20 protein-coding genes and 1 CRISPR repeat array are annotated in these 23,234 nt (G+C 70.9%); of the genes, 14 read left to right on the top strand and 6 right to left on the bottom strand.

The window, feature by feature from the left end:
* The first annotated feature begins 6 nt into the window (after nt 1-6).
* The 10 genes from AB0K60_RS10130 (at nt 7) to AB0K60_RS10085 (ending at nt 10,071) form a co-directional block, all read left to right on the top strand.
* Nucleotides 7-1,077 carry an ABC transporter permease gene (locus tag AB0K60_RS10130; protein WP_364050930.1) on the top strand — a complete coding sequence of 357 codons (1,071 nt, stop codon included), beginning with the start codon at nt 7-9 and terminating at the stop codon, nt 1,075-1,077.
* On the top strand, nt 1,074-2,189 hold the full coding sequence (rhaS, locus tag AB0K60_RS10125; protein WP_364050926.1) for a rhamnose ABC transporter substrate-binding protein: 1,116 nt from the start codon (nt 1,074-1,076) through the stop codon (nt 2,187-2,189). Before AB0K60_RS10130 ends, rhaS begins: the two co-directional genes overlap by 4 nt.
* Nucleotides 2,190-2,211: 22 nt before the next feature.
* Entirely contained in the window at nt 2,212-2,529 is a 318-nt protein-coding gene (locus AB0K60_RS10120) for an L-rhamnose mutarotase (RefSeq protein ID WP_364050923.1), read from the top strand.
* 11 nt (nt 2,530-2,540) lie between these two features.
* Nucleotides 2,541-3,707, top strand: coding sequence for an L-rhamnose isomerase (gene rhaI / locus AB0K60_RS10115; RefSeq protein WP_364050920.1), 1,167 nt, complete (start codon nt 2,541-2,543; stop codon nt 3,705-3,707).
* 64 nt (nt 3,708-3,771) lie between these two features.
* Nucleotides 3,772-5,799, top strand: a complete 2,028-nt coding sequence (locus tag AB0K60_RS10110; RefSeq protein WP_364050917.1) for a bifunctional aldolase/short-chain dehydrogenase — start codon at nt 3,772-3,774, stop codon at nt 5,797-5,799.
* A 630-nt stretch (nt 5,800-6,429) separates the two neighbouring features.
* Entirely contained in the window at nt 6,430-7,890 is a 1,461-nt protein-coding gene (locus AB0K60_RS10105) for an MFS transporter (RefSeq protein WP_364050914.1), read from the top strand.
* A 102-nt stretch (nt 7,891-7,992) separates the two neighbouring features.
* Entirely contained in the window at nt 7,993-8,817 is an 825-nt protein-coding gene (locus AB0K60_RS10100) for an MOSC N-terminal beta barrel domain-containing protein (RefSeq protein ID WP_364050911.1), read from the top strand.
* Nucleotides 8,818-9,405: 588 nt separating this feature from the next.
* Entirely contained in the window at nt 9,406-9,591 is a 186-nt protein-coding gene (locus tag AB0K60_RS10095) for a hypothetical protein (RefSeq protein ID WP_364050908.1), read from the top strand.
* Nucleotides 9,588-9,788 carry a hypothetical protein gene (locus AB0K60_RS10090; RefSeq protein WP_364050906.1) on the top strand — a complete coding sequence of 67 codons (201 nt, stop codon included), beginning with the start codon at nt 9,588-9,590 and terminating at the stop codon, nt 9,786-9,788. Before AB0K60_RS10095 ends, AB0K60_RS10090 begins: the two co-directional genes overlap by 4 nt.
* A 10-nt stretch (nt 9,789-9,798) precedes the next feature.
* Nucleotides 9,799-10,071 carry a hypothetical protein gene (locus tag AB0K60_RS10085; protein ID WP_364050903.1) on the top strand — a complete coding sequence of 91 codons (273 nt, stop codon included), beginning with the start codon at nt 9,799-9,801 and terminating at the stop codon, nt 10,069-10,071.
* 76 nt (nt 10,072-10,147) lie between these two features.
* Here AB0K60_RS10085 and AB0K60_RS10080 read toward each other — a convergent pair whose 3' ends face one another.
* The 3 genes from AB0K60_RS10080 to AB0K60_RS10070 all read right to left on the bottom strand — a co-directional run bounded on the left by AB0K60_RS10080 (nt 10,148) and on the right by AB0K60_RS10070 (nt 13,608).
* Complete coding sequence (locus tag AB0K60_RS10080) at nt 10,148-10,459, bottom strand: hypothetical protein (RefSeq protein ID WP_364050900.1); 312 nt, start codon at nt 10,457-10,459, stop codon at nt 10,148-10,150.
* A gap of 6 nt (nt 10,460-10,465) precedes the next feature.
* Nucleotides 10,466-10,890: a CRISPR direct-repeat array (repeat unit 30 nt; unit sequence GTTGCGACCCCTCGTAGGGGCGATGAGGAC).
* A 601-nt stretch (nt 10,891-11,491) separates the two neighbouring features.
* Nucleotides 11,492-12,805 (bottom strand): FMN-binding glutamate synthase family protein, encoded by a 1,314-nt coding sequence (locus AB0K60_RS10075; protein ID WP_364050897.1) that lies wholly within the window; start codon nt 12,803-12,805, stop codon nt 11,492-11,494.
* 56 nt (nt 12,806-12,861) lie between these two features.
* The gene (locus tag AB0K60_RS10070) at nt 12,862-13,608 is read right to left on the bottom strand and encodes a hypothetical protein (protein WP_364050894.1); all 747 of its coding nucleotides are present in this window, start codon (nt 13,606-13,608) and stop codon (nt 12,862-12,864) included.
* A gap of 418 nt (nt 13,609-14,026) precedes the next feature.
* On the opposite strand from AB0K60_RS10070, the gene tnpA reads away from it, so the two are divergent.
* Together tnpA and AB0K60_RS10060 are read left to right on the top strand one after the other, a co-directional pair.
* Nucleotides 14,027-14,449, top strand: a complete 423-nt coding sequence (gene tnpA, locus AB0K60_RS10065) for an IS200/IS605 family transposase (protein WP_364050891.1) — start codon at nt 14,027-14,029, stop codon at nt 14,447-14,449.
* Complete coding sequence (locus AB0K60_RS10060; protein WP_364050888.1) at nt 14,436-15,626, top strand: transposase; 1,191 nt, start codon at nt 14,436-14,438, stop codon at nt 15,624-15,626. The genes tnpA and AB0K60_RS10060 overlap by 14 nt, the downstream gene beginning before the upstream one ends.
* A 560-nt stretch (nt 15,627-16,186) precedes the next feature.
* On the opposite strand, the gene AB0K60_RS10055 is transcribed toward AB0K60_RS10060, so the two are convergent.
* Both AB0K60_RS10055 and AB0K60_RS10050 read right to left on the bottom strand, forming a co-directional pair.
* Nucleotides 16,187-18,676 (bottom strand): VIT domain-containing protein, encoded by a 2,490-nt coding sequence (locus tag AB0K60_RS10055; RefSeq protein ID WP_364050885.1) that lies wholly within the window; start codon nt 18,674-18,676, stop codon nt 16,187-16,189.
* On the bottom strand, nt 18,673-19,581 hold the full coding sequence (locus tag AB0K60_RS10050; protein ID WP_364050882.1) for a MerR family transcriptional regulator: 909 nt from the start codon (nt 19,579-19,581) through the stop codon (nt 18,673-18,675). The genes AB0K60_RS10055 and AB0K60_RS10050 overlap by 4 nt, the downstream gene beginning before the upstream one ends.
* A gap of 139 nt (nt 19,582-19,720) precedes the next feature.
* Between AB0K60_RS10050 and AB0K60_RS10045 the strand changes: the two genes are divergently transcribed.
* Both AB0K60_RS10045 and AB0K60_RS10040 read left to right on the top strand, forming a co-directional pair.
* On the top strand, nt 19,721-20,188 hold the full coding sequence (locus AB0K60_RS10045; RefSeq protein ID WP_364050879.1) for a DNA starvation/stationary phase protection protein: 468 nt from the start codon (nt 19,721-19,723) through the stop codon (nt 20,186-20,188).
* 925 nt (nt 20,189-21,113) lie between these two features.
* Entirely contained in the window at nt 21,114-21,971 is an 858-nt protein-coding gene (locus tag AB0K60_RS10040) for an alkaline phosphatase PhoX (protein WP_364050876.1), read from the top strand.
* Between the two features lie 176 nt (nt 21,972-22,147).
* Here the strand turns inward: AB0K60_RS10040 and AB0K60_RS10035 are convergent, their stop codons facing one another.
* Complete coding sequence (locus AB0K60_RS10035) at nt 22,148-23,056, bottom strand: helix-turn-helix domain-containing GNAT family N-acetyltransferase (RefSeq protein WP_364050873.1); 909 nt, start codon at nt 23,054-23,056, stop codon at nt 22,148-22,150.
* Between the last annotated feature and the right edge of the window lie 178 nt (nt 23,057-23,234).

Raw genomic sequence — 23,234 nt, 5'->3', positions numbered from 1 at the left:
GACCCGATGACCACAGGCAAGGCGCCCACCGGCACCGACACGAAAGCCGACACGAAAGCCGAGCCGAAAGCCGAGCCCGCCGCGGCGGGACACGGCCTGATCGGGCTGGTCCGGCGGTGGGAGGGCCTGATCCTCGTGCTGCTCGTGGCCACCCTGCTGTGGGCCTCGTTCGCCGTGGACGGCTTCGCCAACTCCTCCAACGTGTCGTTCCTGCTCCTCGACACCACCGAGATCGCGATCATGGCGCTCACCATGACGCTGGTGATCGTGGCCGCCGAGATCGACCTGTCGGTGGCCTCGACGCTCGGCCTGTCCTGCGCGGTGCTCGGCTGGCTGTGGAACGCGGGCCTCGCCATCGAGACGATCATGCCGATCTGCCTGCTCGTGGGCGCCGCGTGCGGGGCGGTGAACGGCTTCCTCGTCACCCGGCTCGGCCTGCCATCCCTCGCCGTCACGATCGGCACCTTCGCCCTCTACCGGGGCCTGGCGTACGTGATCCTCGGCGACCAGGCGGTGGCCGACCTGCCCCCGGCGTACACGAGCCTCGCGACCGAGACGCTCGGGCCGATCCCGCTGGCGACGCTGCTGGTCGCGGTGCTGGCGGTGCTCGCGGCGGTGGTGCTGCACGCCACCGGCCTCGGCCGGTCGATCTTCGCGCTCGGCTCCAACGAGGAGGCCGCGTTCTTCGCGGGCGTCCGAGTAAAACGAATCAAGTTCTGGCTGTTCGTGGCCTCGGGCGTGTTCGCCTCGCTGGCCTCGCTCGTCTACACCTTCCGCTACGCCAGCGCCCGCGCCGACAACGGGGTCGGGCTGGAGCTGGCGGTCGTCGCGGCGGTCCTGCTCGGCGGCGTGTCGATCTTCGGCGGGCGCGGCAGCCTGCCGGGGGTGCTCGTGGCCGTCCTGCTGCTCGGCGTGGTCCGCAACGCGCTGATCCTCGCCGACGTGGCCAACGAGGTGCTCAACTTCGTCACCGGGCTGCTGCTCGTCGCATCCGTGCTGGCGCCGAACCTGGGGGCGGTCTGGCGGCGGCGACTGACTCGAAGATCCGTCCGTTTGGAAGGGAACACGTCTCGATGACCATGCATACCCCCTCGCGTCGCCGCCGGGTCGGCGTCGGCCCCCGATTCGGTGTCGCGCTCGCCGCTGGTCTGGCGTTGCTCGCGACCGCGTGCGGCGGGACCACCCGCAGCGACGTGGTCGCCTCCCAGTCGGCCGCCCCGGCCGCCTCGGGCGCCGCGTCGGCGTCCGCCAACCCGAACGCGCCGCTCAAGCAGGGCCTGAAGATCGCCTTCCTGCCGAAGCAGGTGAACAACCCCTACTTCACCGTGTCCGACACCGGCGGCGCGGACGCGGGCAAGGAGTTCGGCGCGGAGGTCAAGGAGGTCGGGCCGTCCGACGCCAGCGCCTCCTCGCAGGTGTCGTACATCAACACGCTGATCCAGCAGAAGCAGGACGCGATCGTCATCTCGGCGAACGACCCCAACGCGGTCGTGCCCGCGCTCAAGCAGGCGATGGCCGCCGGGATCAAGGTCGTCTCGTACGACTCCGACGTCGCGCCCGAGGGGCGGCACCTGTTCATCAACCAGGCAAGCGCCGAGGACCTCGGCCGCACCCAGGTCCAGTTGCTCGCCGAGCAGATCGGCCACAAGGGCAAGATCGCGGTGCTGTCGGCGACGCCGAACGCGACCAACCAGAACACCTGGATCGAGTTCATGAAGGACGAGCTCAAGAAGCCCGAGTACAAGGACATGGAGCTCGTCAAGATCGCCTACGGCAACGACGACGACCAGAAGTCCTTCACCGAGACGCAGGGCCTGCTGCGCTCCTACCCGGACCTGAAGGGCATCATCTCGCCGACCACCGTGGGCATCGCCGCCGCGGCCCGGTACCTGTCGGACTCGCCGTACAAGGGCAAGGTGAAGCTCACCGGCCTCGGCACCCCCAACCAGCTCCGCAAGTTCGTCAAGGACGGCACGATCGAGGGCTTCGAGCTGTGGAGCCCCGGCGACCTCGGCTACCTGGCGAGCTACGCCGCCGGCGCGCTCGCCTCCGGCCAGATCACCGGCGCCGAGGGGGAGAAGTTCAAGGCGGGCAGGCTCGGCGAGTACACGATCGGCGCCAAGGGCGAGGTGCTGCTCGGCAAGCCGACGGTGTTCACCAAGGACAACATCGACGACTTCGACTTCTGACGCCATCGAAGGGGCCCTGATCGTGCAGCGCGTCTGCTTCCTGCTGAAGGTACGGCCGGACCGGCTCGACGAATACCGCGAACGGCACACGGCCGTGTGGCCGCAGATGCTGGACGCGCTGCGCGAGACGGGCTGGCGCAACTACTCGCTCTTCCTCCGGGACGACGGCCTGCTCGTCGGCTACCTGGAGACCGACGACTTCAAGGCCGCCCGCGAGGCGATGGCCGCCACCGAGGTCAACGCCCGCTGGCAGGCGGAGATGGCGCCGTTCTTCGAGGACCTCGACGGACGGCCCGACGAGGGCATGGTCGCCCTCACCGAAGTGTTCCATCTTGACTGAATCGGGGATTCATGACCGACCTCACCGCGGTGAAAGCGGCGCTGCGGACGCAGCACATCGAGACGCCCTCGTGGGCGTACGGCAACAGCGGCACCCGGTTCAAGGTGTTCGCGCAGAAGGGCGTGCCGCGCGACCCGCAGGAGAAGCTCGCCGACGCCGCCCAGGTGCACGCGTACACGGGCGTGGCGCCCACGGTGGCGCTGCACATCCCGTGGGACAAGGTGGACGACTACGCCGCCCTGGCCCGGTACGCCCGCGACCTGGGCGTGGGCATCGGCGCGATCAACTCCAACGTGTTCCAGGACGACGACTACAAGCTCGGCAGCGTCACGCACCCGGACCCGGCCGTGCGGCGCAAGGCGATCGACCACCTGCTGGAGTGCGTGGACATCATGGACCTCACCGGGTCCGACACGCTGAAGCTGTGGTTCTCCGACGGGACGAACTACCCGGGGCAGGACGACATCCGGGCCCGGCAGGACCGGCTCGCCGAGGCGCTGGCCATCGTGTACGACCGGCTGGGGGAGGGGCAGCGGTTCCTGCTGGAGTACAAGCTGTTCGAGCCCGCGTTCTACATGACCGACGTGCCGGACTGGGGGACCGCGTACGCCCACTGCCTCAAGCTGGGCCCGAAGGCGCAGGTCGTGGTGGACACCGGGCACCACGCGCCGGGGACGAACATCGAGTTCATCGTGGCGTTCCTGCTGCGCGAGGGCAAGCTCGGCGGGTTCGACTTCAACTCGCGCTTCTACGCCGACGACGACCTGATGGTGGGGTCGGCGGACCCGTTCCAGCTCTTCCGGATCATGTTCGAGGTGGTGCGGGGCGGCGGCTACGGGCCGGACTCGGGCGTGGCGTTCATGCTCGACCAGTGCCACAACATCGAGCCGAAGATCCCCGGGCAGATCCGCTCGGTGATGAACGTGCAGGAGGCCACCGCGAAGGCGCTGCTGGTGGACCGGGACGCGCTCGCCGCCGCGCAGCAGGCCGGCGACGTGCTCGGCGCCAACGCGGTGCTGATGGACGCCTACAACACCGACGTGCGGCCGCTGCTTGCGGAGCTGCGCGAGGAGATGGGGCTCGACCCGGACCCGATGGCGGCCTACGCCCGGTCCGGCTACTTCGAGAAGATCGCCGCCGAGCGGGTCGGCGGCACGCAGGCGGGGTGGGGAGCATGAACCAGGTCGTCGCCGTGAACACGTGGATCGTCTGGCCCGACGCCATCGTCGGGGGAGGCGGGGCATGAGCTCGCCGGTCGAGGAGCTGCTGGCGCGGGCGCACGTGCTCGGGTCGGACCGGCGCAACACCAACTACGCCGGGGGCAACGCCTCCGCCAAGGGCACGGCGATCGACCCGGTCACCGGGCGGGACGTCGAGCTCATGTGGGTCAAGGGCTCCGGCGGGGACCTCGGCACGCTCACCGAGCGGGGGCTCGCCGTACTGCGCCTTGACCGGCTGCGGGCCCTGGTCGAGGTGTACCCGGGCGTCGAGCGCGAGGACGAGATGGTCGCCGCGTTCGACCACTGCGCGTTCGGCAAGGGCGGCGCGGCCCCGTCGATCGACACCGCCATGCACGGCCTGGTGGACGCCGCGCACGTCGACCACCTGCACCCGGACGCCGGCATCGCGATCGCCACCGCCGCCGACGGCCCCGAGCTGACCCGGCGGATCTTCGGCGACCGGGTGGCGTGGGTGCCGTGGCGGCGGCCCGGCTTCCAGCTCGGCCTCGACATCGCCGCGCTGAAGGAGGCGAACCCGCAGGCGATCGGCGTGATCCTCGGCGGGCACGGCATCACCGCCTGGGGCGCGACCTCCGCCGAGTGCCGGGAGAACTCCCTGGAGATCATCCGTACGGCGGAGCGCTACATCGCCGAGCACGGCCGCCCCGAGCCGTTCGGCCCGGTGATCCACCAGACGCTCCCGGAGGACGCCCGGCACGAGCGGGCCGCCGCGCTGTTCCCGGTGCTGCGCGGGCTGTGCTCGACCGACGCCCGCCAGGTCGGCCACTACACCGACACCGACGAGGTCCTCGACTTCGTCTCCCGCTCCGAGCACCCCCGGCTCGCCGCCCTCGGCACCTCCTGCCCCGACCACTTCCTGCGTACCAAGGTCGCCCCGCTCGTGCTCGACCTGCCGCCGGACGCGCCCCTGGACCGGGTCGTCGACCGGCTCGGCGAGCTGCACGCCCGCTACCGGGAGGAGTACGCCGCCTACTACGCGCGGCACGCCTCCCCGGACTCGCCGCCGATGCGCGGCGCCGACCCCGCGATCGTGCTCGTGCCCGGGATCGGCATGTTCAGCTTCGGCAAGGACAAACAGACCGCCCGGGTCGCGGGCGAGTTCTACGTCAACGCGATCAACGTGATGCGCGGCGCCGAGGCGCTGTCGTCGTACGCGCCGATCGAGGAGGCGGAGAAGTTCCGCATCGAGTACTGGGAACTGGAGGAGGCCAAGCTGCGGCGCCTGCCGAAGCCGCGACCGCTCGCCACCCGGGTCGCGTTCGTCACCGGCGGCGGCTCCGGCATCGGCGCGGCCACGGCGCGGCGACTCGCCGCCGAGGGCGCGTGCGTCGTGGTCGCCGACCGCGACGTGGAGGCGGCCGAGAAGGTCGCGGCCGAGATCGGCTCGGCCGACGTGGCGATCGCCGTCGGCGTGGACGTCACCGACGAGGAGCGGATCGCCGCCGCGTTCCGCCGGGCCGTACGGGCCTTCGGAGGCGTGGACCTGGTGGTCAACAACGCCGGCCTGTCCCTGTCGCGCTCGCTGCTCGAAACCAGCGCCGCCGACTGGGACCTACAGCACGACGTCATGGCCCGCGGCTCGTTCCTGGTATCCCGCGAAGCCGCCAGAATCATGATCGACCAAGGCATGGGCGGCGACATCATCTACATCGTCTCCAAAAACTCGGTCTTCGCCGGCCCTAACAACGTCGCCTACGGCGCCGCCAAGGCCGACCAGGCCCACCAGGTACGGCTGCTCGCCGCCGAACTGGGCGAACACGGCATCCGCGTCAACGGCGTCAACCCCGACGGCGTCGTACGCGGCTCGGGCATCTTCGCCTCCGGCTGGGGAGCGAACCGTGCCAAGGTCTACGGCGTCCCCGAGGAGCGCCTCGGCGAGTTCTACGCCCAGCGCACCCTCCTCAAACGCGAGGTCCTCCCCGAACACGTCGCCGCCGCCGTCTTCGCCCTCACCGGCGGCGACCTCGCCCTGACCACCGGCCTCCACGTACCCGTCGACGCGGGCGTGGCCGCAGCCTTCCTGCGGTAATCCATCGGAGGTACGCAGGAACCCCTGGGCCCGCCGCCGCCCGGACCGGCGGCGGGCCCAAACACCGATCGCCCCGCTCGCCGCGCCGCTCCAGCCACAGGAGCCAGGCCGCGGCCCCCTCGGCCGCTGACACGCTCAGCGGTTCCGGCCAACAGAACGCCTGCGACGCCTCTACGGCAGCGGCTACGTGTCCGCTCCGCGTTCCGGTGCCGAGCGCCACGGCTGCGATCTCGTTCGGCCCATGTCCGGTGACGGTTCTGTGCCGTCAGGCAGGGCCACTGCGGTCGAGGGTTCGAAAAACCGTGCCCCTACAGCAGTGGCTACGTGTCCACTCCGCGTTCCGGTGCCGAGCGCCACGGCTGCGACCCCGTCCAGCCCATGTCCGGTGACGGTTCTGTGCCGTCAGGCAGGGCCACTGCGGTCGAGGGTTCGAAAAACCGTGCCCCTACAGCAGTGGCTACGTGTCCGCTCCGCGTTCCGGTGCCGAGCGCCACGGCTGCGACCCCGTCCAGCCCATGCCCGGTGACGGTTCCGTTCCACCAGGTAAGACCCCTGTGGTCAGGATTCGAGAAAACCTTCCCTGTACGATGCACATATTGTCTTTTGGACCGTTTGGCGGAGGGTGCAGGGGTGATCGCGGCATCGAAGGCCGGAGCATCGAAGGGCAAGGGTTCCGGCTCCATGGTGGCCGTGCTCGCGTTCTGCGGCAGCGTCGTGTCGCTCATGCAGACGCTGGTGGTGCCGATCCTCCCCGACCTGCCGCGGATCTTCGACGCGCCAGCCGAGGACACCTCGTGGATCGTGACGGCGACCCTGCTCGCCGCCGCAGTCTCCCACCCCGTCGTCGGCCGCCTCGGCGATATGTACGGCAAACGCCGTATGGTGCTGATCATCCTCGCGCTCATGGTCGTCGGCTCGGCGATCTGCGCGCTGACCGGATCGCTGGCGTGGGTGGTGTTCGGCCGGGCGCTGCAGGGGCTCGCCATCGGCGTGATCCCGCTCGGCATCAGCATCATGCGCGATAACCTCACCCCCGAACGCCTCGGCTCGGCCATGGCGCTGATCAGCGCCACCCTCGGCTTCGGCGGCGCGATCGGCATGCCGCTGGCCGCGTTCATCGCCCAGCACGCCCACTGGCACGCCCTGTTCTGGACCGCCGGAGGCATCGGCCTGCTCGACCTGCTGCTCGTGCTCTTCTTCGTCCGCGAGTCGCCGGTACGCGCCAATGCGCGGTTCGACCTGGTCGGCGCGGTCTGGCTCACCGCCGGCCTGATCTGCCTGATGCTCGGCATCACCAAGGGCGGCTCGTGGGGCTGGGGCAGCGCCGCCACCCTGGGCACGTTCGCCGCCGCGTTGGTGCTCCTGCCCGCCTGGGGCTGGTACGAACTGCGCCGCCGCGACCCACTCGTGGACCTGCGCACCTCGGCCCGGCGGCCCGTGCTGTTCACCAACCTCGCCTCGATCCTCGTCGGCTTCTCGATCATGGTGATGATGCTGGTGCTGCCGCACGTGCTGCAGTCACCGACGTCCACCGGGTACGGCTTCGGCCTGACCATGCTGGAAGCCGGTCTGATCCTCGGGCCGAGCGGCGCGGTCTCGATGGTGCTGTCACCAGTCTCGGCCCGAATCTCCCGCCGGTACGGCCCGAAGGTGTCGCTCATGCTCGGCGCCGTCCTGATGGGCGTGACCTACATCGTCTCGGTCGTGGCCCTGGACACCCTGTGGAAGATCGTGCTGACCTCGTCGGTCATCGGGGCTGGGCTCGCCCTGGCGTACGCCGCCATGCCCGACCTGATCATGCGGGTGGTCCCGGTGACCGAGACCGCCGCCGCCAACGGCCTCAACGCCCTCATGCGCGCCGTCGGCACCTCCACCTCCAGCGCCGTGACCAGCGCCGTCATGGCCAACATGACGATCACCGTCGGGCCGCTGACGGTGACCTCACTGACCGGCATCCAAACGGCCATGCTCATCGCCGGAGGCGCCGCCGTACTCGGCGTCCTCATCGCCGCCTTCATCCCGACCGGTCAATCCGTCGTCCGGACGCTGACCGCCGACCCCGCCGACGCCCCGGCCCGCTCCGCCGCCTGATCACCCGCGTACGGCGGCTTGGCCGATCCCGTCGGCGGTCCGCCTGGCATGAGGCGAAAACGCGCTCGAATCACGAGCCAAGCTCCTGATAACGTCCAATTCATGCGGCTGGGGAGCATCCACATCTATCCGATCAAGTCGACCCGCGGCATGGAGGTCGCCTCGGCCGTCGTCGAACCGTGGGGGCTGGCAGGCGACCGCCGCTACATGGTCGTCGACGCGGCAGGCGAGGGCCTCACCGCCCGCACCCACCCCAAAATGCTCGCCGTCACCGCCACCCCCGAGGGCTCCGGTCTCAAACTGAGCGGCCCGCACGCGCCCCCGCTGCGGCTCTCACCCGCGCCCGGCACGCCGACCCGCCGAGTACGGATCTGGCGCGACGACGTCGACGCCATCGACACCGGCGACGAGGCCGCCACCTGGTTCACCGACCTGCTGGGCCTCCCTGTCCGCCTGGTATGGCTAAACGACGCCACCCGCCGCCCCGTCAACCCCAAATACGGCACCGCCGACGACCGGGTGAGCTTCGCCGACGCCTTCCCACTGCTGCTAGCCTCGGCCGCCTCCCTACGGCAACTCAACGACTGGATCGCCGAAGAGGCCGTCGAACGCGGCGGGGAACCACCCGCCCCGCTGCCCATGCGCCGCTTCCGCCCCAGCATCGTCGTAGAGGACGCCCCGGAGCCCTTCGCCGAGGACCACTGGCGCCGCGTCCGAGTCGGCGACGTCCCCTTCCGCGCGGTCAAACTGTGCGACCGCTGCGTCCTCACCACCATCGACCCCGACACCTACACCAAGGGCAAGGAGCCCCTACGCACCCTGGCCCGCCACCGCCGCTGGGACGGCAAGGTCTGGTTCGCCGTCAACCTGATCCCCGACTCCACCGGCACCATCAGCGTCGGCGACCCGGTGATCCCCGAGGAGTGACCGACGAGCGCCCGCGGACGGCCCTGCGGCGGGTGGGATGCCCAGCACGCGAGGGATGGAGGGCGGTGTGCTCGTGTGGCCGACCGCAGCCTGATCGCTGGATGGTGGTGCCGCTTCGGTGGGCATGCGATCGCGGACGGAATGGCTATAGCCCCGGCAGCCAAGGCGGATGGCATGATGGGAAAGAGGCCGATGCAGCAGACCCCCCGGGTTTTGTGCACTACCGGAGGTTCACTGCAAAACCTCGCCTTATCGCCGCCTTGAAAGGCTTCCTGATCTGGGACTTTACCTTCGGGTTCTCATCGGCCCTACGAGGGGTCGCAACACGAAGAAGATCCGCCCGGTGGCGGGGTGGATGTAGGTTCTCATCGGCCCTACGAGGGGACGGCAACCCAAGAGGGCGAACTGGCGCTCGGCCCGCATCAGAGCGTATGGCTTTCGCTCAGCCAGCAGCCTGCGCGCCGCCACCCACGCCGGGATACCTTGGGGTACTGGGGAAAGGTTGTCGTGGCTGGCTCAAACGTGGCACCGCTGAAGGTGGACTCCGAAACCGATCGGCTGATCTCGCATGGCGCTCATTTTCTTCATTTGACGAAGAAGGAGTTTGTCGCGCAGGCCGTACGGGCGTACCTCCAGGTCCGCCAGGCCGAACTGCACGCGGCGATGCAAGAGGCGATGGCCCAGCTCGACGGCACGCACACCGCCCGGGTGGCGCTCGTCTCCGGACTCACCAAGGAGCAAATCGAGGAGCTCAGCGGCGTGGAGGAAGGGTGAACCCTACCCGCCCGACCATCCGCTGCCTACGTGAGGACCTCGACATCGCCAAGCTACCGCCCGCCCGGGTGGCCCTGGACGAGATCGACCATCCACTGCTCCGCAAGGCGTCCGCTCAGTTCGCCGGAGGCAGTAGCCGGGATCGAATCGCTGCAGTGGATGACAACGTGCTGTTCAAGGTAAAGATCCAGCGTTGACGGGGGAGCGGTGTGGCAGGGCAACCGCTGCCCCTGGCTGGTGGCGGCCGGGTGCCGCGAGGACGGCAGCCCCGACGACTTCTACGCGGCGCTCGCCGAACGAGCCCGTCAGTCACGCAAGGCGTACAACGGCTCGCAAACACCGGCACTGACCACCGACACCCACACCGATGATTTGCTTCCCGGTCCGCTGGATGACGCCCGCCTGCGACTCGAGGAGGCCGAGCGGAGCGTGCGGCGGATGGAGGCGTGCGTCGGACCTTGGTCGTCCAGGCCCTGTTGACCGGGCGCGAGCAACGGGACGATCTCGCCGGCTACACTCTCGCCGTCCTGGTCCGCGCTGACGAGGGACATGAAACCTACGTGGACATCCGGATCACCGGCCATGTAACCATCGTCGACCAGCCGCCATCCTCGACGCCGTTCCCGGCTGCGATCGCGGCAGTTGGTATCCCGATGTCATGCCGCACCGCGATTTCGAGTCCGGCGAAGTGGTCTGGTCCAACCTGATGGACCCGCACGCCGCCGCTATGCTCCTGGCCGAAGCCGGGCGGAAATAACTTGATCTCCACCAGGCCCTGGAGCACGCCAAGGCCGCTGTCCACACCTACCTGATTGTGCACGGTACGGCTGTCGGCCGCCGAAGAAGACCGGAGCCCGATGGCCGACATGATCATGTTGCTACCACTCGTAGGGGCGATGAGGACAAGGTGGTCGAGGACGTTCTGCCGACCTACACCAATATGTTGCGGCCCCTTATAGGGGGCGATGAGGACGCGTGACCTGCTCACGGTCCAGGTTGACGAGCTCGCGTTGCGACCCCTCGTAGGGGCGATGAGGACCCCGCCGGGATGGCACACGGTGACGGGGAAGAAGTTGCGACCCCTCGTAGGGGCGATGAGGACTGGCGGGCGGTCTCCGCGTCCAGGACCTTGACGAGTTGCGACCCCTCGTAGGGGCGATGAGGACTTCTCGATCACGAAGTGGTGACCCCGGAAGTGCGCTTGTTGCGACCCCTCGTAGGGGCGATGAGGACCGGCGACGACGGCGACATCATCCCGCTCACCCACCAGTTGCGACCCCTCGTAGGGGCGATGAGGACCCGAGAGTAAAGCCGCAGGTGGGGCATGCTTCTGCGGCGGCTTCGGGGGCGGGTTTTGCAGCGAACCTCCGGTTGTGCTGAAAACCCCGGAGGTTTGCTGCAAAACCATGATCGTTAAGGGCTTCTGTTGGCTGGGGGCAGCGTAATGCGCTAAGCCGGGCCGGGGCCAGTCGCATGGCCGGGAAGCCCGGGGTGAGCTGGGCAGGTGTCGTGTGGGTGGAAAGGGGTGGGCGTTGCGTTCGGAGGAGGTGTTGAGGCCCGGGCGGTCGGTGATGTGCGATCTGTTGGCTCGGGTGGTGCCGGAAGTGAGGGGCTTCATCGCCCCACGAGGGGTCGCAACTTGTCGCGGACCCATCTCGCCTGCTCGGGTGTCATGGTTCTCATCGGCCCTACGAGGGGCCACAACAACGGATGGCTGGGATGACGAATCGCCCATCGCGGCGGGCGGGGTACTCGGCACGCGGGAGCTCGGCGGCGATGTGCATCGTGTGGCCGACCGTCGCTTGACCTGGGGCGGACGAACCGGCGGACACCTGCGGCAAACGGCGCCCGCCGTTTCGCCCGCGTGACGCGGCGCGATGACGCGCCGCCTACCGCGTGATCAGGAGTCGGATGCGCCTGGGATCCAGGTGGTGCCCGCGAGGGGGACGCGGGCCATCGCGGCGGCCTCCACGGTGAGGGCGACCAGGTCGTCGGGGGTCAGGTCGTGTACGGAGGCGTGGCCGCAGGCGCGAGCGAGCATGGCGGTCTCGGCGGTGATGGCGCGTAGGTAGTTGGCGACGCGTTCCGCGCCGAGGTCGGGGTCGAGGCGGTCGGCGAGCATGTCGTCCTGGGTGGCGATGCCGACTGGGCAGCCGCCGGTGTGGCAGGCGGTGCAGGAGCCGGGTGCGGTGCCGAGCGCCCGGTAGTCGGCGGTGACGTCCGTGCCGGTGTCGTCGGACGCCGAGTTGCAGCCGAGGGCGATCATCGCGGCGACGCCTACGGAGACCGCGTCCGCGCCGAGGGCGAGGGCCTTGGCGATGTCCGCGCCGGACCGGATGCCGCCCGAGATCACGAGCTGCACCTCGCCGCGTACGCCGAGACGGTCCAGCGTGTCGGCGGCGAGGCGTACGGCAGCGAGCGTGGGGATGCCGGTGTGTTCGATGAATACCTCCTGGGCGGCCGCGGTGCCGCCCTGCATGCCGTCCACCACGATCACGTCGGCCCCGGCGGTTACCGCCAGTTCGACGTCCTGCGCGACCCGCGCAGCGCCCAGCTTCACGTAGACGGGCACCCGCCAGGAGGTGACCTCCCGGATCTCCTCGATCTTCACGGCGAGGCCCTCCGGCCCCGACCAGTCCGGATGGTACGCGGGGGAGCGCTGGGCGACGCCCTCGGGCAGTCCCCGCTTGCGCGCCACCCGCGGCCCCATCTTCGCCCCGGGCAGCAGCGCGCCCGCGCCCGGCCGCGCCCCCTGCCCGAGCACGATCTCCACCGCGTCGGCGACGCGCAGATCGTCGGGGTCGAAGCCGGACCGCGCCGGGGTGAGCTGGTATACCAGCGTCTTGGCCGCGTTGCGCTCCTCGCGGGTCATCCCGCCGTCGCCGGTCGTCGTGGAGGTGCCCGCCATCGTCGAGGCCCGGCCCAGGGCCTCCTTCGCGCTCGCCGACACCGAGCCGTACGACATGCCGGCGATCGTCACCGGCAGGTCGAGCACGACCGGGTCGCGGGCGTGCCGGGTGCCGAGCACGGTTCGGGTACGGCACGGCTCCCGGTGGGCGTCGCCCGTCTGCCGCCCGGCGGGGGCGGTGAGGATCAGCAGGTCGTCGAAGTCCGGGAGCCGCCGCATGGCGCCCCAGCCGCGAACGCCGTACCGCCCGAGCCGTGCACGCTCCTGAATCTCGGCGATCACGTGCTGCGGGAAGGTATGGCTCATCAGGTCTCCTTCGGCACGGCGCACACCGTTGTGCGCGTATGGGGACGGGTCCGCGCTCACGCGGACGCCGTGGACAGGAAACCGGACGCCGGCGTACGCAGCGCGGCCCGGCGGGGGGTCTCGAAGCGAGGAAGGTACCGCCGGGAGACGACCTTGGTGAGGTTCTCCGGGTCGATGTGGTCGAAGCCGCACGCCACCGCGAGGATCTTCGCCGCCGTCACGTCGTTCTCGTCCACCTCCTCGGCCCTGGCGCCGCCGCACAGGCCGTCGATCCGCCCCGCGACGTAGATCACCGCCTCGTAGAGCGCGTGACCGAGGTTCCGTCCGGCGTCGCCGCCGACCAGGATGACGCCCGACTGCGCCGACCACCCGCAGTACGGCCCGGCGTCCCCGGCGATCGCCAGCGTCCCGCCCTTCAACGCGATCCCGGCGCAGGGCCCGCAGTCGCCCTCGATCACGATCGTGCCCCCGTGCGCGGACGCGGCGGCGCCACGGTCGGCGGTCCCGGCGATCCGGACGCGGCCGGACATGAGGTTCTCGCCCACCCCGTGTCCCGCGGAGCCGCGCACGGTGATGTCCGCGTACTTGCCGAGCCCGCCCACGTAGTGCCCGACCGGCCCGTGGATGTCCACCTTCACGGCCTCGTTGAGGCCGACCGCCAGGTTGTGCCGCCCACGCGGGTTCACCACCCGCGCGGCCGCGCCGCCCGGCAGGGCGTGCAAAGCCGCGTTGACCTCACGGACGCCCAGTTCGTCGGCGTCCAGGGTCACCTCGACCACCTGGGGACCTCCGCGGATGATCACGATGGAGCATGGTTTGCGCGTAGTGAACCGCAGAGATGTTGCCGCCGAGGTAACCGGCTATGACAACCGTGTTACCTGGTGGCGGGCATGTTCGCCGTCGCGCCGTGCACTCCCGGCATCCGGTCGGGTATCGGCCGTTATGGCGGTCTTTGCCCGGCCTCCGGCCGTTGGGCACGGATCGCGATGGTGGTCTTTGGGCGGTATGTGGGGTGGTCCGGCCCCGTCGTCGGGGTGCCCGGCGTGCGGTCGTCAGGAGTCGGCCATCAGCCCCTCCCGAGGGGACCGGCGGCTTTAGCCGTCGGGGGAATCGGGAGCCGGAGGGCCGCCAAGGCCCGAGCGTGCCCCGACCTGTCAGGTCCGCGCATCAGAGACCTCCGTTCGTTGCTCGTTATATGTACGGCGCTGTTATAATGATCGTGTGACTCGGCAGGTGCGCACCTCCCCCGGCGCGGCATATGACCTCGGGTACCACGTCGTGTGGTGCCCGAAGTACCGCCGCCCCGTTCTTGGCGGGCGGGTGAAGACTCGCCTGGAGGAGTTGATCCAAGCCAAGGCCGACGAGCACGACTGGGAGATCGTGGCACTTGAGGTGATGCCCGACCACGTGCACCTGTTCGTCAAGCCCCACCCGAAGAACTCGCCGTCGTACGTGGCCAACCAGTTCAAGGGGTTCACCTCCCACCACCTGCGCGCCGAGTTCCCGCACCTGCGTTCCCAGTTGCCCACACTGTGGTCACGGTCCTACTTCGTGGCCACGGTCGGTGCCGTGTCCGCCCAGACCGTGCAGCGCTACATCGAGACGCAGTACGAGCGGCCATCCAAGGGCGGTGGCCGTGCGTAGGTCCTACAAGTTCCTGCTGCGCCCCACTTCCAAGCAGTCCGCCGCGCTCATGGCGTGCCTGGAGGACCACCGGCAGCTCTACAACGCCGCCTTGGAGCACCGCCGTACCGCCTACCGCAAGGCGGGCGTCACCGTCCGGTACGGCGACCAGTCGGCCGAGCTGAAGCACATCCGCGCCGACGACCCCGCCGGTCAAGGCCGGTGGTCGTTCTCCTCCCAGCAGGCCACGCTGCGCCGCCTGGAGGCGGCGTTCGCCGCGTTCTTCGCCCGTTGCAAGGCCGGGCGCACGCCGGGCTTCCCCCGGTTCAAGGGACGCGGCCGGTTCGACACCGTCACCTGGCCCAAGGACGGCGACGGCTGCCGGTGGGACTCCCAGCCCACCCACCCCGCCGCGACCTTCGTACGGCTCCAGGGCATCGGGCACGTCCGCGTCCACCAGCACCGCCCCGTAGGCGGCCGGGTCAAGACGATCAGCATCAAGCGGGAAGGCACCCGCTGGTACGTGGTCCTGTCCTGTGACGACGTACCCGCCGAACCGCTGCCCGCCACCGGCGCCGTCGCCGGGATCGACCTCGGCCTCGCCTCGCTGGTCACCACCAGCGACGGCAAGCAGGTGGCCAACCCGCGCCACCTGGCCGCCACCGCCGATCGCCTCGCGCACGCGCAGCGCGACCTGACCCGCAAGAAGCGGGGCTCCCAGCGTCGCCGCAAGGCGGTCGCCCGTGTCGCGGCGCTGCACGCCAAGGTCCGCCGCCAGCGGCTCGACCACGCCCACAAGACCGCGAACGCGCTGGTGGCCGCCTATGACGTGATCGCGCACGAGGACCTGCGGATCGCGAACATGACCCGCAGCGCGTCCGGCACGATCGACGCACCCGGCCGGAACGTCGCCGCCAAGGCGGGCCTCAACCGGAGCATCCTGGACGCGGGTTGGGGGGTGCTCCTGACGATCCTGTCGCACAAGGCTGAAAGCGCCGGTCGAGAGCTGATCGCGGTCAACCCCGCCAACACCTCCCGCACCTGCGCCCGCTGCGGGCACTGCACTGCGGAGAACCGCGTCACCCAAGCCGAATTCCGGTGTACGGCGTGCGGGCATGCCGCGCACGCCGACGTGAACGCGGCCAAGAACATTCTCAGGGCAGGGCTTGCCCTTCGTGACGCTGCGGAAGCGGCTTAGCGAGAAGCCGCTCCCTTCAGGGAGCGGAGGAGTCACTCATAGCGGCCTTTGTCCGGGCGTACGGCGGTCAAGTTCGTGCCGTCCGGCGTCTGCCCGTCTGGCGTCCGGCCGCCGGACATCGGGGCGAGTTGTTCGGCGGCGGCCAATTCAGCGGTCCGGCGTCCGACCATCGAGCCGGTCCCGATGCCCGTGGGCGGCGCGTCAGGGGCCCGTGCTGCGGCGGACGCCCGGCAGTTTGCCCGGGTTGAGCAGGCCATCGGGATCGAACCCTGGTGAACACGAGTGAACAACGACACCGAACGCGTGGTGGCCGACCGGCACGCACAAATCCGCGGACCAGAACCCCACTGTGCGAGTTCGCGGCCATCGGCTTCACCGCCATAGTCAGGCCAGGCCAGGTCGTGGATTGCCGGGGTCTGGGGCGTGAGCGGTGCTTTGCCGTGTCTCCGGTCACCTGCTCCGCCTGGCCCGGATCCCCTCCAACCGGAGTCTGGGCCAAGCGGAGGCCCGGGGTCTGGGCCAGGTGGAGGCGCAACCCGGCCCGGTGCGAGGCTGCCGGGTCAGGTGCGCTTCCAGAAGGCGCGGGTAGTGCGGCGGCGTTCCGTGGCGGGTGTGGGGCCGCCGGACGAGAGCCGGGTGAGGACGTCCAGGGCCCGCTGCCAGAGGAGGGGGAGGTCGGCGTCGGGGCCGGTGGCGGTGTCCAGTTCGGCGGCGAGGGCCGACAGGTCGGGGTCGCCGCCGGCGGCGGTGGCCAGCACCCGCAGGCGGCTGGCCAGGTCGGCCAGGTACATGCGGCGCTCGTACGGCGACAGGGACTCGGCCTCGCGGAGACGCGTCAGTTCCTGCGCGGCCACGGCGCGGACGTCGAGGTCGCCGCGTGCGGACGAGCGGGCGGCGCGGGGAGCGGCGGCGAAGCCCCTGGCCATCCTTCCTGCGATCGCGCCGAGGGCCGAGCCGGGGCGCGCAGGGGCGGACGGCGCGGGCGGCGGCATGGGGGGTGACATGGGAGGCATCGGCGCGGCGCCGGCCGTCGGCGGGGCGGCGGGTGCGGGCATCGGCGGGCCCGCCGGGGCGGCCCCGTAGGCGGCGGTCTCGACGGAGGCGGTGAAGGACATCGGGGCGGCGGCGATGGGGGCGGGGACGCCCGGCTCCCAGCCGCTGGGCAGCTCGACCGGCTGGACGACCTGGTGGCGCGGCTCGCCGTCGGCGACCACCCGCGAGTCGACCGCGACGAAGGCGGTGAAACGGCACAGCACGCCGAAGCGGAGCGAGGTGTCCACGATTTCCCGCTCCAGGTGCCGCTCGCCGATCTCGTAGCGGTCCTCCAGGTCGCGCAGGCGGGCACGGGCCCAGATCGCGCGGGCCGCCGTGCCGCCGCCGGTGACGGTCGCGGCCACGCGCCGCTCCCACGGCCCGCCCTCGCGGGTGAGACCGTGGACGACGAGGGCTCCGGCCGCGGGGCCGGAGTAGCGGCCGGACACGATCAGCGGGACCCCCGGGTACAGCGAGCCGAGACGGGTCACGGTCTCGGCCTGTACGCCGAGGCCCTCGGCCTTCAGCGCCAGGTCCGTGACGAGCGGGGCGCCGATGCGGCGGTGGATGTGCTCCATCGCGTCGTCCAGCCGATCCTCGGACTCCACCAGCTCGCAGCGGCCCGCGCCGATCGCGGCCAGGCGGCCGAGGAACCCGGCGTTGACGGCGCGGTCGATGCCGACGGTGTGCACGCGCACGCCGCCGAGCCGCGCGCCCGCCCGGTCGAGGATCTGGTCCTCGTTGCCGACCTGGCCGTCGGTGACCAGCACGAGCACACGGTCCCGGCCGGGCTCGCCGAGCAGACCGATCGCCTCCTCCAGCGGGCGCAGCAGCTCGGTGCCGCCACGTGCGTCCAGCCGCGCCAGGTGCTCGACGGCGCGGTAGCGGTTGCGGTCGGTCGCGGGCGCCAGGCCCTCGCCGAGACCCTGCGGACGCTCCACCACCGAGTCGAACGACAGCACGGCGAAGCGGTCGTCCGAGGTGAGCGAGTCGACGATGCGGGCGGCGGCGCGGCGGGCGGCCACCATCTTCCAGCCGTGCATGCTTCCCGACCGGTCCAGCAGCAGCACCACGTCGCGCGGCGACCGGACGCCGTCGGCGGCCGGGGGCACCACGGTCAGCGTGAACGTGCCCTCGGTCCCCGCCTCCTCCCGACGCCCGCCCCGCCGCTCGGCGTCGTCCTCGCGCGGCTCGTCGGGGACGAGGGCGAGGGAGGTGGAGGCGTCGAAGGACAGCCGCAGGATGAAGTCGCGGTCGAGCCGCTCGCCCGGCCGCACCCGCAGCGTCAACGGCCCGTCCTCGCCGTCTTCGCCGCTCTCCTGAGTGATCGCGTGCAGGCTGGAGCGGATCTCGCGAAGGTCGAGCCCGGCCGGGTCGACGTGGGTGGTGAGCGAGAGCCGTACCGGGTTGGGGAAGCCGGGCAGCAGCACCGGCGGGCTGATGCGGGAGGCGTCCGGGACGGCGTCGGTGTCGGCGGCCGTGCCCGAGCCGGCGGGCGAGCCGTCGAGCGGAACGCCCGGGATGTAGCGGGGGGCGACCACGAGCGGGAAGCGGAAGGTCGCCGCGCCGTCCTCGTAGGCCAGCGGCTGGCTGAGCGTCAGCCGTACCGTCACCCGCTCGTGCGGGACGAGGTTGCCGACGCGCATCGTGAACACGTCGGGACGGTCCTCCTCGACGATCGCGGCCCGCCTGCCCTCGGACAGGGCGCGGTCGTAGTCGGCGCGGGCCTCGCCCCGCTCCTTCAGCACGCCCTCGATCACGTGCCCGTCCGCCTCCATGCGGAACGCGGTGACGGCCGCCCGGTCGGGCAGCGGGAAGATGTACGTGGCCTCCAGCGACACATCGAACGGGTTGTGGAAGGTCTGCACGACCTCCACACCCCCGGCCAGGCCGGTGAGACGCGCGGTGACGTCGAGGCTCTCCAGAGGGAGATTGCCCTTCTCCGTGGCGAGCGCGCCGAGCCCGGCGTCCGGGATCGGGGCGGTGTCGCCCTGCAGCGGGGTGACGGTGACGGTCATCGGATCTCCCTTGAGGCGTCGTCGATGAGTCCGCGCTCGTACAGCGCGTCGAGCAGGGGGCGCGCGGTGGCGGCGATGGCCGCGAGGTCGTCGCCGCCCAGCGGGCGAAGAGTGGGGCCGAGGAGCAGGGTCGCCGAAGGCGAGAGCCTGATGCCCTGGATCAGTTCCGGAAGGGGAGGAGCGGCGTTCCGCTCGGCGGGTTCGTCGTGGTACGCCGCGGGCGGGCGGACCGTGACGGCCGGTTTCGGGACGGACTCCGAAGGCGGTGCCTCCAGCGACCTGACCTGCCGACTCCCCGCCTCCGGCGCGGAGGTCCGCCCGGCCGCCGCGTCCCGCGCCCAGAACCGGTCGGGGGTGTCGCGCCGGGCGGCCCTGGGCGAAGGAGCCCGCTCGGGAGGCCGGACGGCGGCCCGCCCAGGGGACGGTACGACGAGCGGCGCGGTGGGCGGTGTGGCGGGCGGCACGGCGGGTGGTGCGGCGGGCGGCACGGAGCGCACAGGCGCGTCGGCGGCCGGAGCACCCGATGAAATCGACGCCGAGGGCGACGTCCCATCGGGGAACCCGGGGGAGAAGGACAGCCCGGCGATCGCCGCAAGGGTGGCGTCGGTCGCCCCCGCGAGCTCGACCTGAATCTCGGCGATGGAGCGACCCGCCGCCTGACGGCGTTTGATCGCGACGAGTTGCGCCAGGTGGCGCATGCCGTAGAGGGCGACGCGTCCGCGCCGTGCCAGGGGCGGATCGAGCAAGCCGATCGTCGTGTACCAGCGGATGAGCCGCTCGTTGGGCACGTCCCTGACACGACCGTTGAGCGACGGCGCGCCGAGCCCCTCGCCGGTGTCGGCGGAAGCCCGCAGGGCCTCGGCCGCGCGCTCGGCAAGCTCTCCGATCGTCCACGTCTCGCTCATACCTCTACGATGACACTGTAACGATGACAGTGTCAATAATGATTGCGGGGACGACGCATACCGGCGAAAGACCCGGGTAGGGGGACGCCCGCTGACCGATGGGCGAACGCCCAGGTGAACGGATCACAGGAGGACCACAATGTCCACGATCACCAGCCCGCTCTCCGACGCTGACAGGAAGATCGTCGGCGAGTGCCTCCAGGGCGCCCTGATCGACCTTGTCGACTTGTCGCTGCTGGCCAAGCAGGCGCACTGGAACCTCATGGGCCGCAACTTCCGCTCGCTGCACCTGCAACTCGACGACATCGTCGCCATCGCGCGCAAGCACATGGACGTGGTGGCCGAGCGGGCGATCGCGATCGGCGTGAACCCGGACGGCCGCAGCGGCACAGTGGCGCGGGAGACCCAGCTCAAGCAGCTCAACGCCGGATACATCCAGGACACCCAGGTCGTCGAGGCCTTCACCGAACTGCTTGAGGGCATCAACCGCCGCATGCGGGAGCGCGTCGAGAGGACCGAGGAGACCGACCCGGTTACCCAGGACCTACTGATAGAGGCGTCCCAGGACCTGGAACAGCAGCACTGGATGATCCAGGCCCAGCGCTGACCACCGCCCACGACCACCCACCACCCCTCGCCACCGACGGGCCGCAGCGCCCCGGCCCTGTGCCCGACACGGGGCCGTGTGTGCGCCGCAGCCTCGAGGGGCCTCTCGTCGGCGAGGGTGGTGGGTGGCTCGTGTCCGCTCGCCCGCCCCGCCGCTGATCCCGCCGGGCACGGGCTCTCTGTGGGCTTAACGCACTCCAGCCCAGGCTGTAGGGCTGAGTCGGCACCATCGGGCTGTGCCGTGAACGCGTCGCCGCCGTGTCACCGCTGCGGCTTGAGTACTTCTCGCCGTGGGCATGGTGCCGGGTTTCCCTGAGAAACCTGAGCTTTACGAGGGCCGTGCCCGGTGCCAGGCAGTGCTGAGAGCCGGGCGATCACCTCTCCTATGGCTTGTGTGGTGGGGGTGACGGCGGCCGACCGAGGTGTCTTGTCGGGATCATGGCGTGCTGGAACGGCGGACGCGCGGCTTCACCGTGTCTTCGCGTGGGGATGGCAGGAGAAACGCCTGTCGTTCACCTGAATGCCCCCGTGTGGGCGGGACACGCGCGTAGCGTGGGTTTGCACGCCGACGTCATATGACGCGGCGTTCGTCGCCGAGTGCTGTTGGGGAGGCACTCATGTCCCGCACGAGGTTCCATCGGCCGGGGACGCTCACGGGCCTGGGCGTCAATGGGCGCGGGGCCGGGCCGCGGCCTGTCGTCGCCGAGCGTGCCGTCGTGAGCGGTCCGCTGTGGAGGCCGGCGCATGCGCCGCTGGGGCATGGCCCCTACGGTCCCCTTCGAACCGGGGACGAGAACGGCGTCGCGCTGCCGGAGGGGTTCCAGGTTCACGTCGTCGCGCGTTCCGGATATAAGAGCGCGGGGATGGTGTGGCACTCGGCGCCCGGTGGTGGGGCCTGCTTTCGCGACGGAGACGGCTGGATTTACGTGTCCAACTCCGAGACACCCCTGCTGGGCGGCGTCTCGGCGGTGCGTTTCGCGGCGGATGGGGCGACGCGGGGGGCGTATCGCATCCTGTCGGGGACCAACGTCAACGGCGCGGGATGCGCCACGCCCTGGAACACGTGGCTGTCGGGGGAGGCGATCCCCGGCGGCCGGATCTTCGAGTGCGACCCGTACGGCGTCGCCGCCGCGATGCCCCGCCTGTCGATGGGCCGCTTCACGCACGAGAGCATGGCGTGCGACCCGGATCGCCGGGTCATCTATCTGACCGAGGACGAGCCCGACGGCTGTTTCTACCGCTTCGTCCCCGACGAGTGGGGCGACCTGACGTCCGGGACGTTGCAGGTCCTCGTCGGCGCGGCCGACCGGCCGGACGCGATCATCTGGCGGCGGGTGCCCAACCCGGCGGCCCTGATCGAACCCGCCCGGCACCAGGTGGTCGGCGCCCGGCGGTTCGACCGGCCCACGGGATGCCACTACGCGGACGGCGTCTGCCGTTTCGTCACCGCCGACGGCCTGCTGTGGTCGTACGACTCCGTGAGCCACAGCATTCAGGCCGACCCCCGTCCCTCGTCTCCGCCGCCTCTGCCGCCGACGCGGTCGGGGGAGGTGTTCGCGGCCGGGCCGGCCATGACGATCGACGTGCTGAGCCCCGATGGGACGGCCTCGCCGTTCCTCCGCCTCATAGGACATGACGCCTCCGCGATCACCGGCGCGGCGTTCTCCCCCGACGGCCGCCACCTCTACTTCTCGTCCCAGCGCGGCACCACGGGAGCGGTGGCGGGCACCGACGGGGTCACCTACGCGGTCACCGGCCCGTTCGGGCGGGGGACCGAGGGCTGAGCCGGCCGGATCACGGTCGCTTGAGCCCGCCGCCGACCGGATACTCGGCGTCGCCGGTGCTCGCCGGGCGAATTGGAGGTAAATCGGTGGGCCCCGCGCCGCTGCGCCGACTGAGGGCCGTCGACTGGGGGACGACGCCGAACGTGTCCGCGGCGCGGGCGACACCTAGCGCGGGCTTACAGATCGCGGGACCAGGTCTGGCTGACCAGGTCCTTGCCGAAGGCGTGTTCGGGCTGCTCCTCGGCGAGCCGGAAGCCCGCGCGCTGGTAGACCCGCCGGGCGTCGGCGAGCACGCTGTAGGTCGACAGCACGATCCGCCGGTACCCGGCCAGGCGGGCGAAGCGCAGGCACTCCTCCACCAGACGGCTGCCGATGCCCATGTTCCGGGCGGACGGCTCGACGAAGAACAGGCGCAGCCGCGCGGTCTCGGCGTCCTCGCGCATGCAGGCGACGAACCCCACCGGCTCGCCGCGCACCTCGGCGACCCAGGCCGCCTGCCCCTTGTCGTCCAGACCGGCCAGGTAATCGCCGACGATGCCCAGGACGAGCTCCTCGAAGGTCTCGTCCCAGCCGTACTCGTCGTGGTAGAGCACCGCGTGCCGGTGCAGCACCCAGCCGAGGTCGCCGCGTCGGGGCGGGCGGATCACGTACGGCTCGGCCCCGCGGGAGCCGCCGAGGATCTCCTGGATCACCCCCATCGCCGCCACGAGCCGCCGCCGGTCCTCCTCGGTGAGCGGCGCGAGCACGCGGCCGACCTGCTCGGCCGAGCGTTTGTCGAGCATGTCGCGGGTCTTTCGCCCGGCGGCGGTGAGCCGTACGACCTGGCGGCGGGCGTCGGCGGCCGAACGCTCCCGCGTGACCAGGCCGTCGGCCTCGAACCGGGACAGGATGCGGCTGAGGTATCCGGCGTCGAGCCCGAGCATGCGGCGCAGCTCGCCGGTCTCGCAGGCGTCCCGTACCCCGATCTCGAACAGCACCCGGGCCTCGGTGAGGGAGTAGGGGGTGTCGAGCAGACCCGCCTGGAGAACCCCGATGTGCTCGGTGTAGAAGCGGTTGAAGGCACGGACGGTCGCGACGGTATCCATTTGCTCACCTCAACTAATCCGTTGACTTGGTCAAGTATAAGGTCCCTCGTTAGCATGGGTGTGGCCGTTTGGTCTAGACCAGTTCCGGTGCCTGCGGCACAATTTCGGTTGCGTTGTCGGTCCGTGTCGCCCGCTTCGTCGTGGGCAGCCTGGGGGGATGGTGAATACAGGCTGCGGG

Origin of the sequence: Thermopolyspora sp. NPDC052614 (assembly GCF_040678635.1) — a bacterium.
In the GTDB taxonomy this organism is placed as follows: domain Bacteria; phylum Actinomycetota; class Actinomycetes; order Streptosporangiales; family Streptosporangiaceae; genus Thermopolyspora.
The sequence above is the reverse complement of the archived record's forward strand: the minus strand, read 5'-3'. Positions and strand labels throughout refer to the sequence as shown.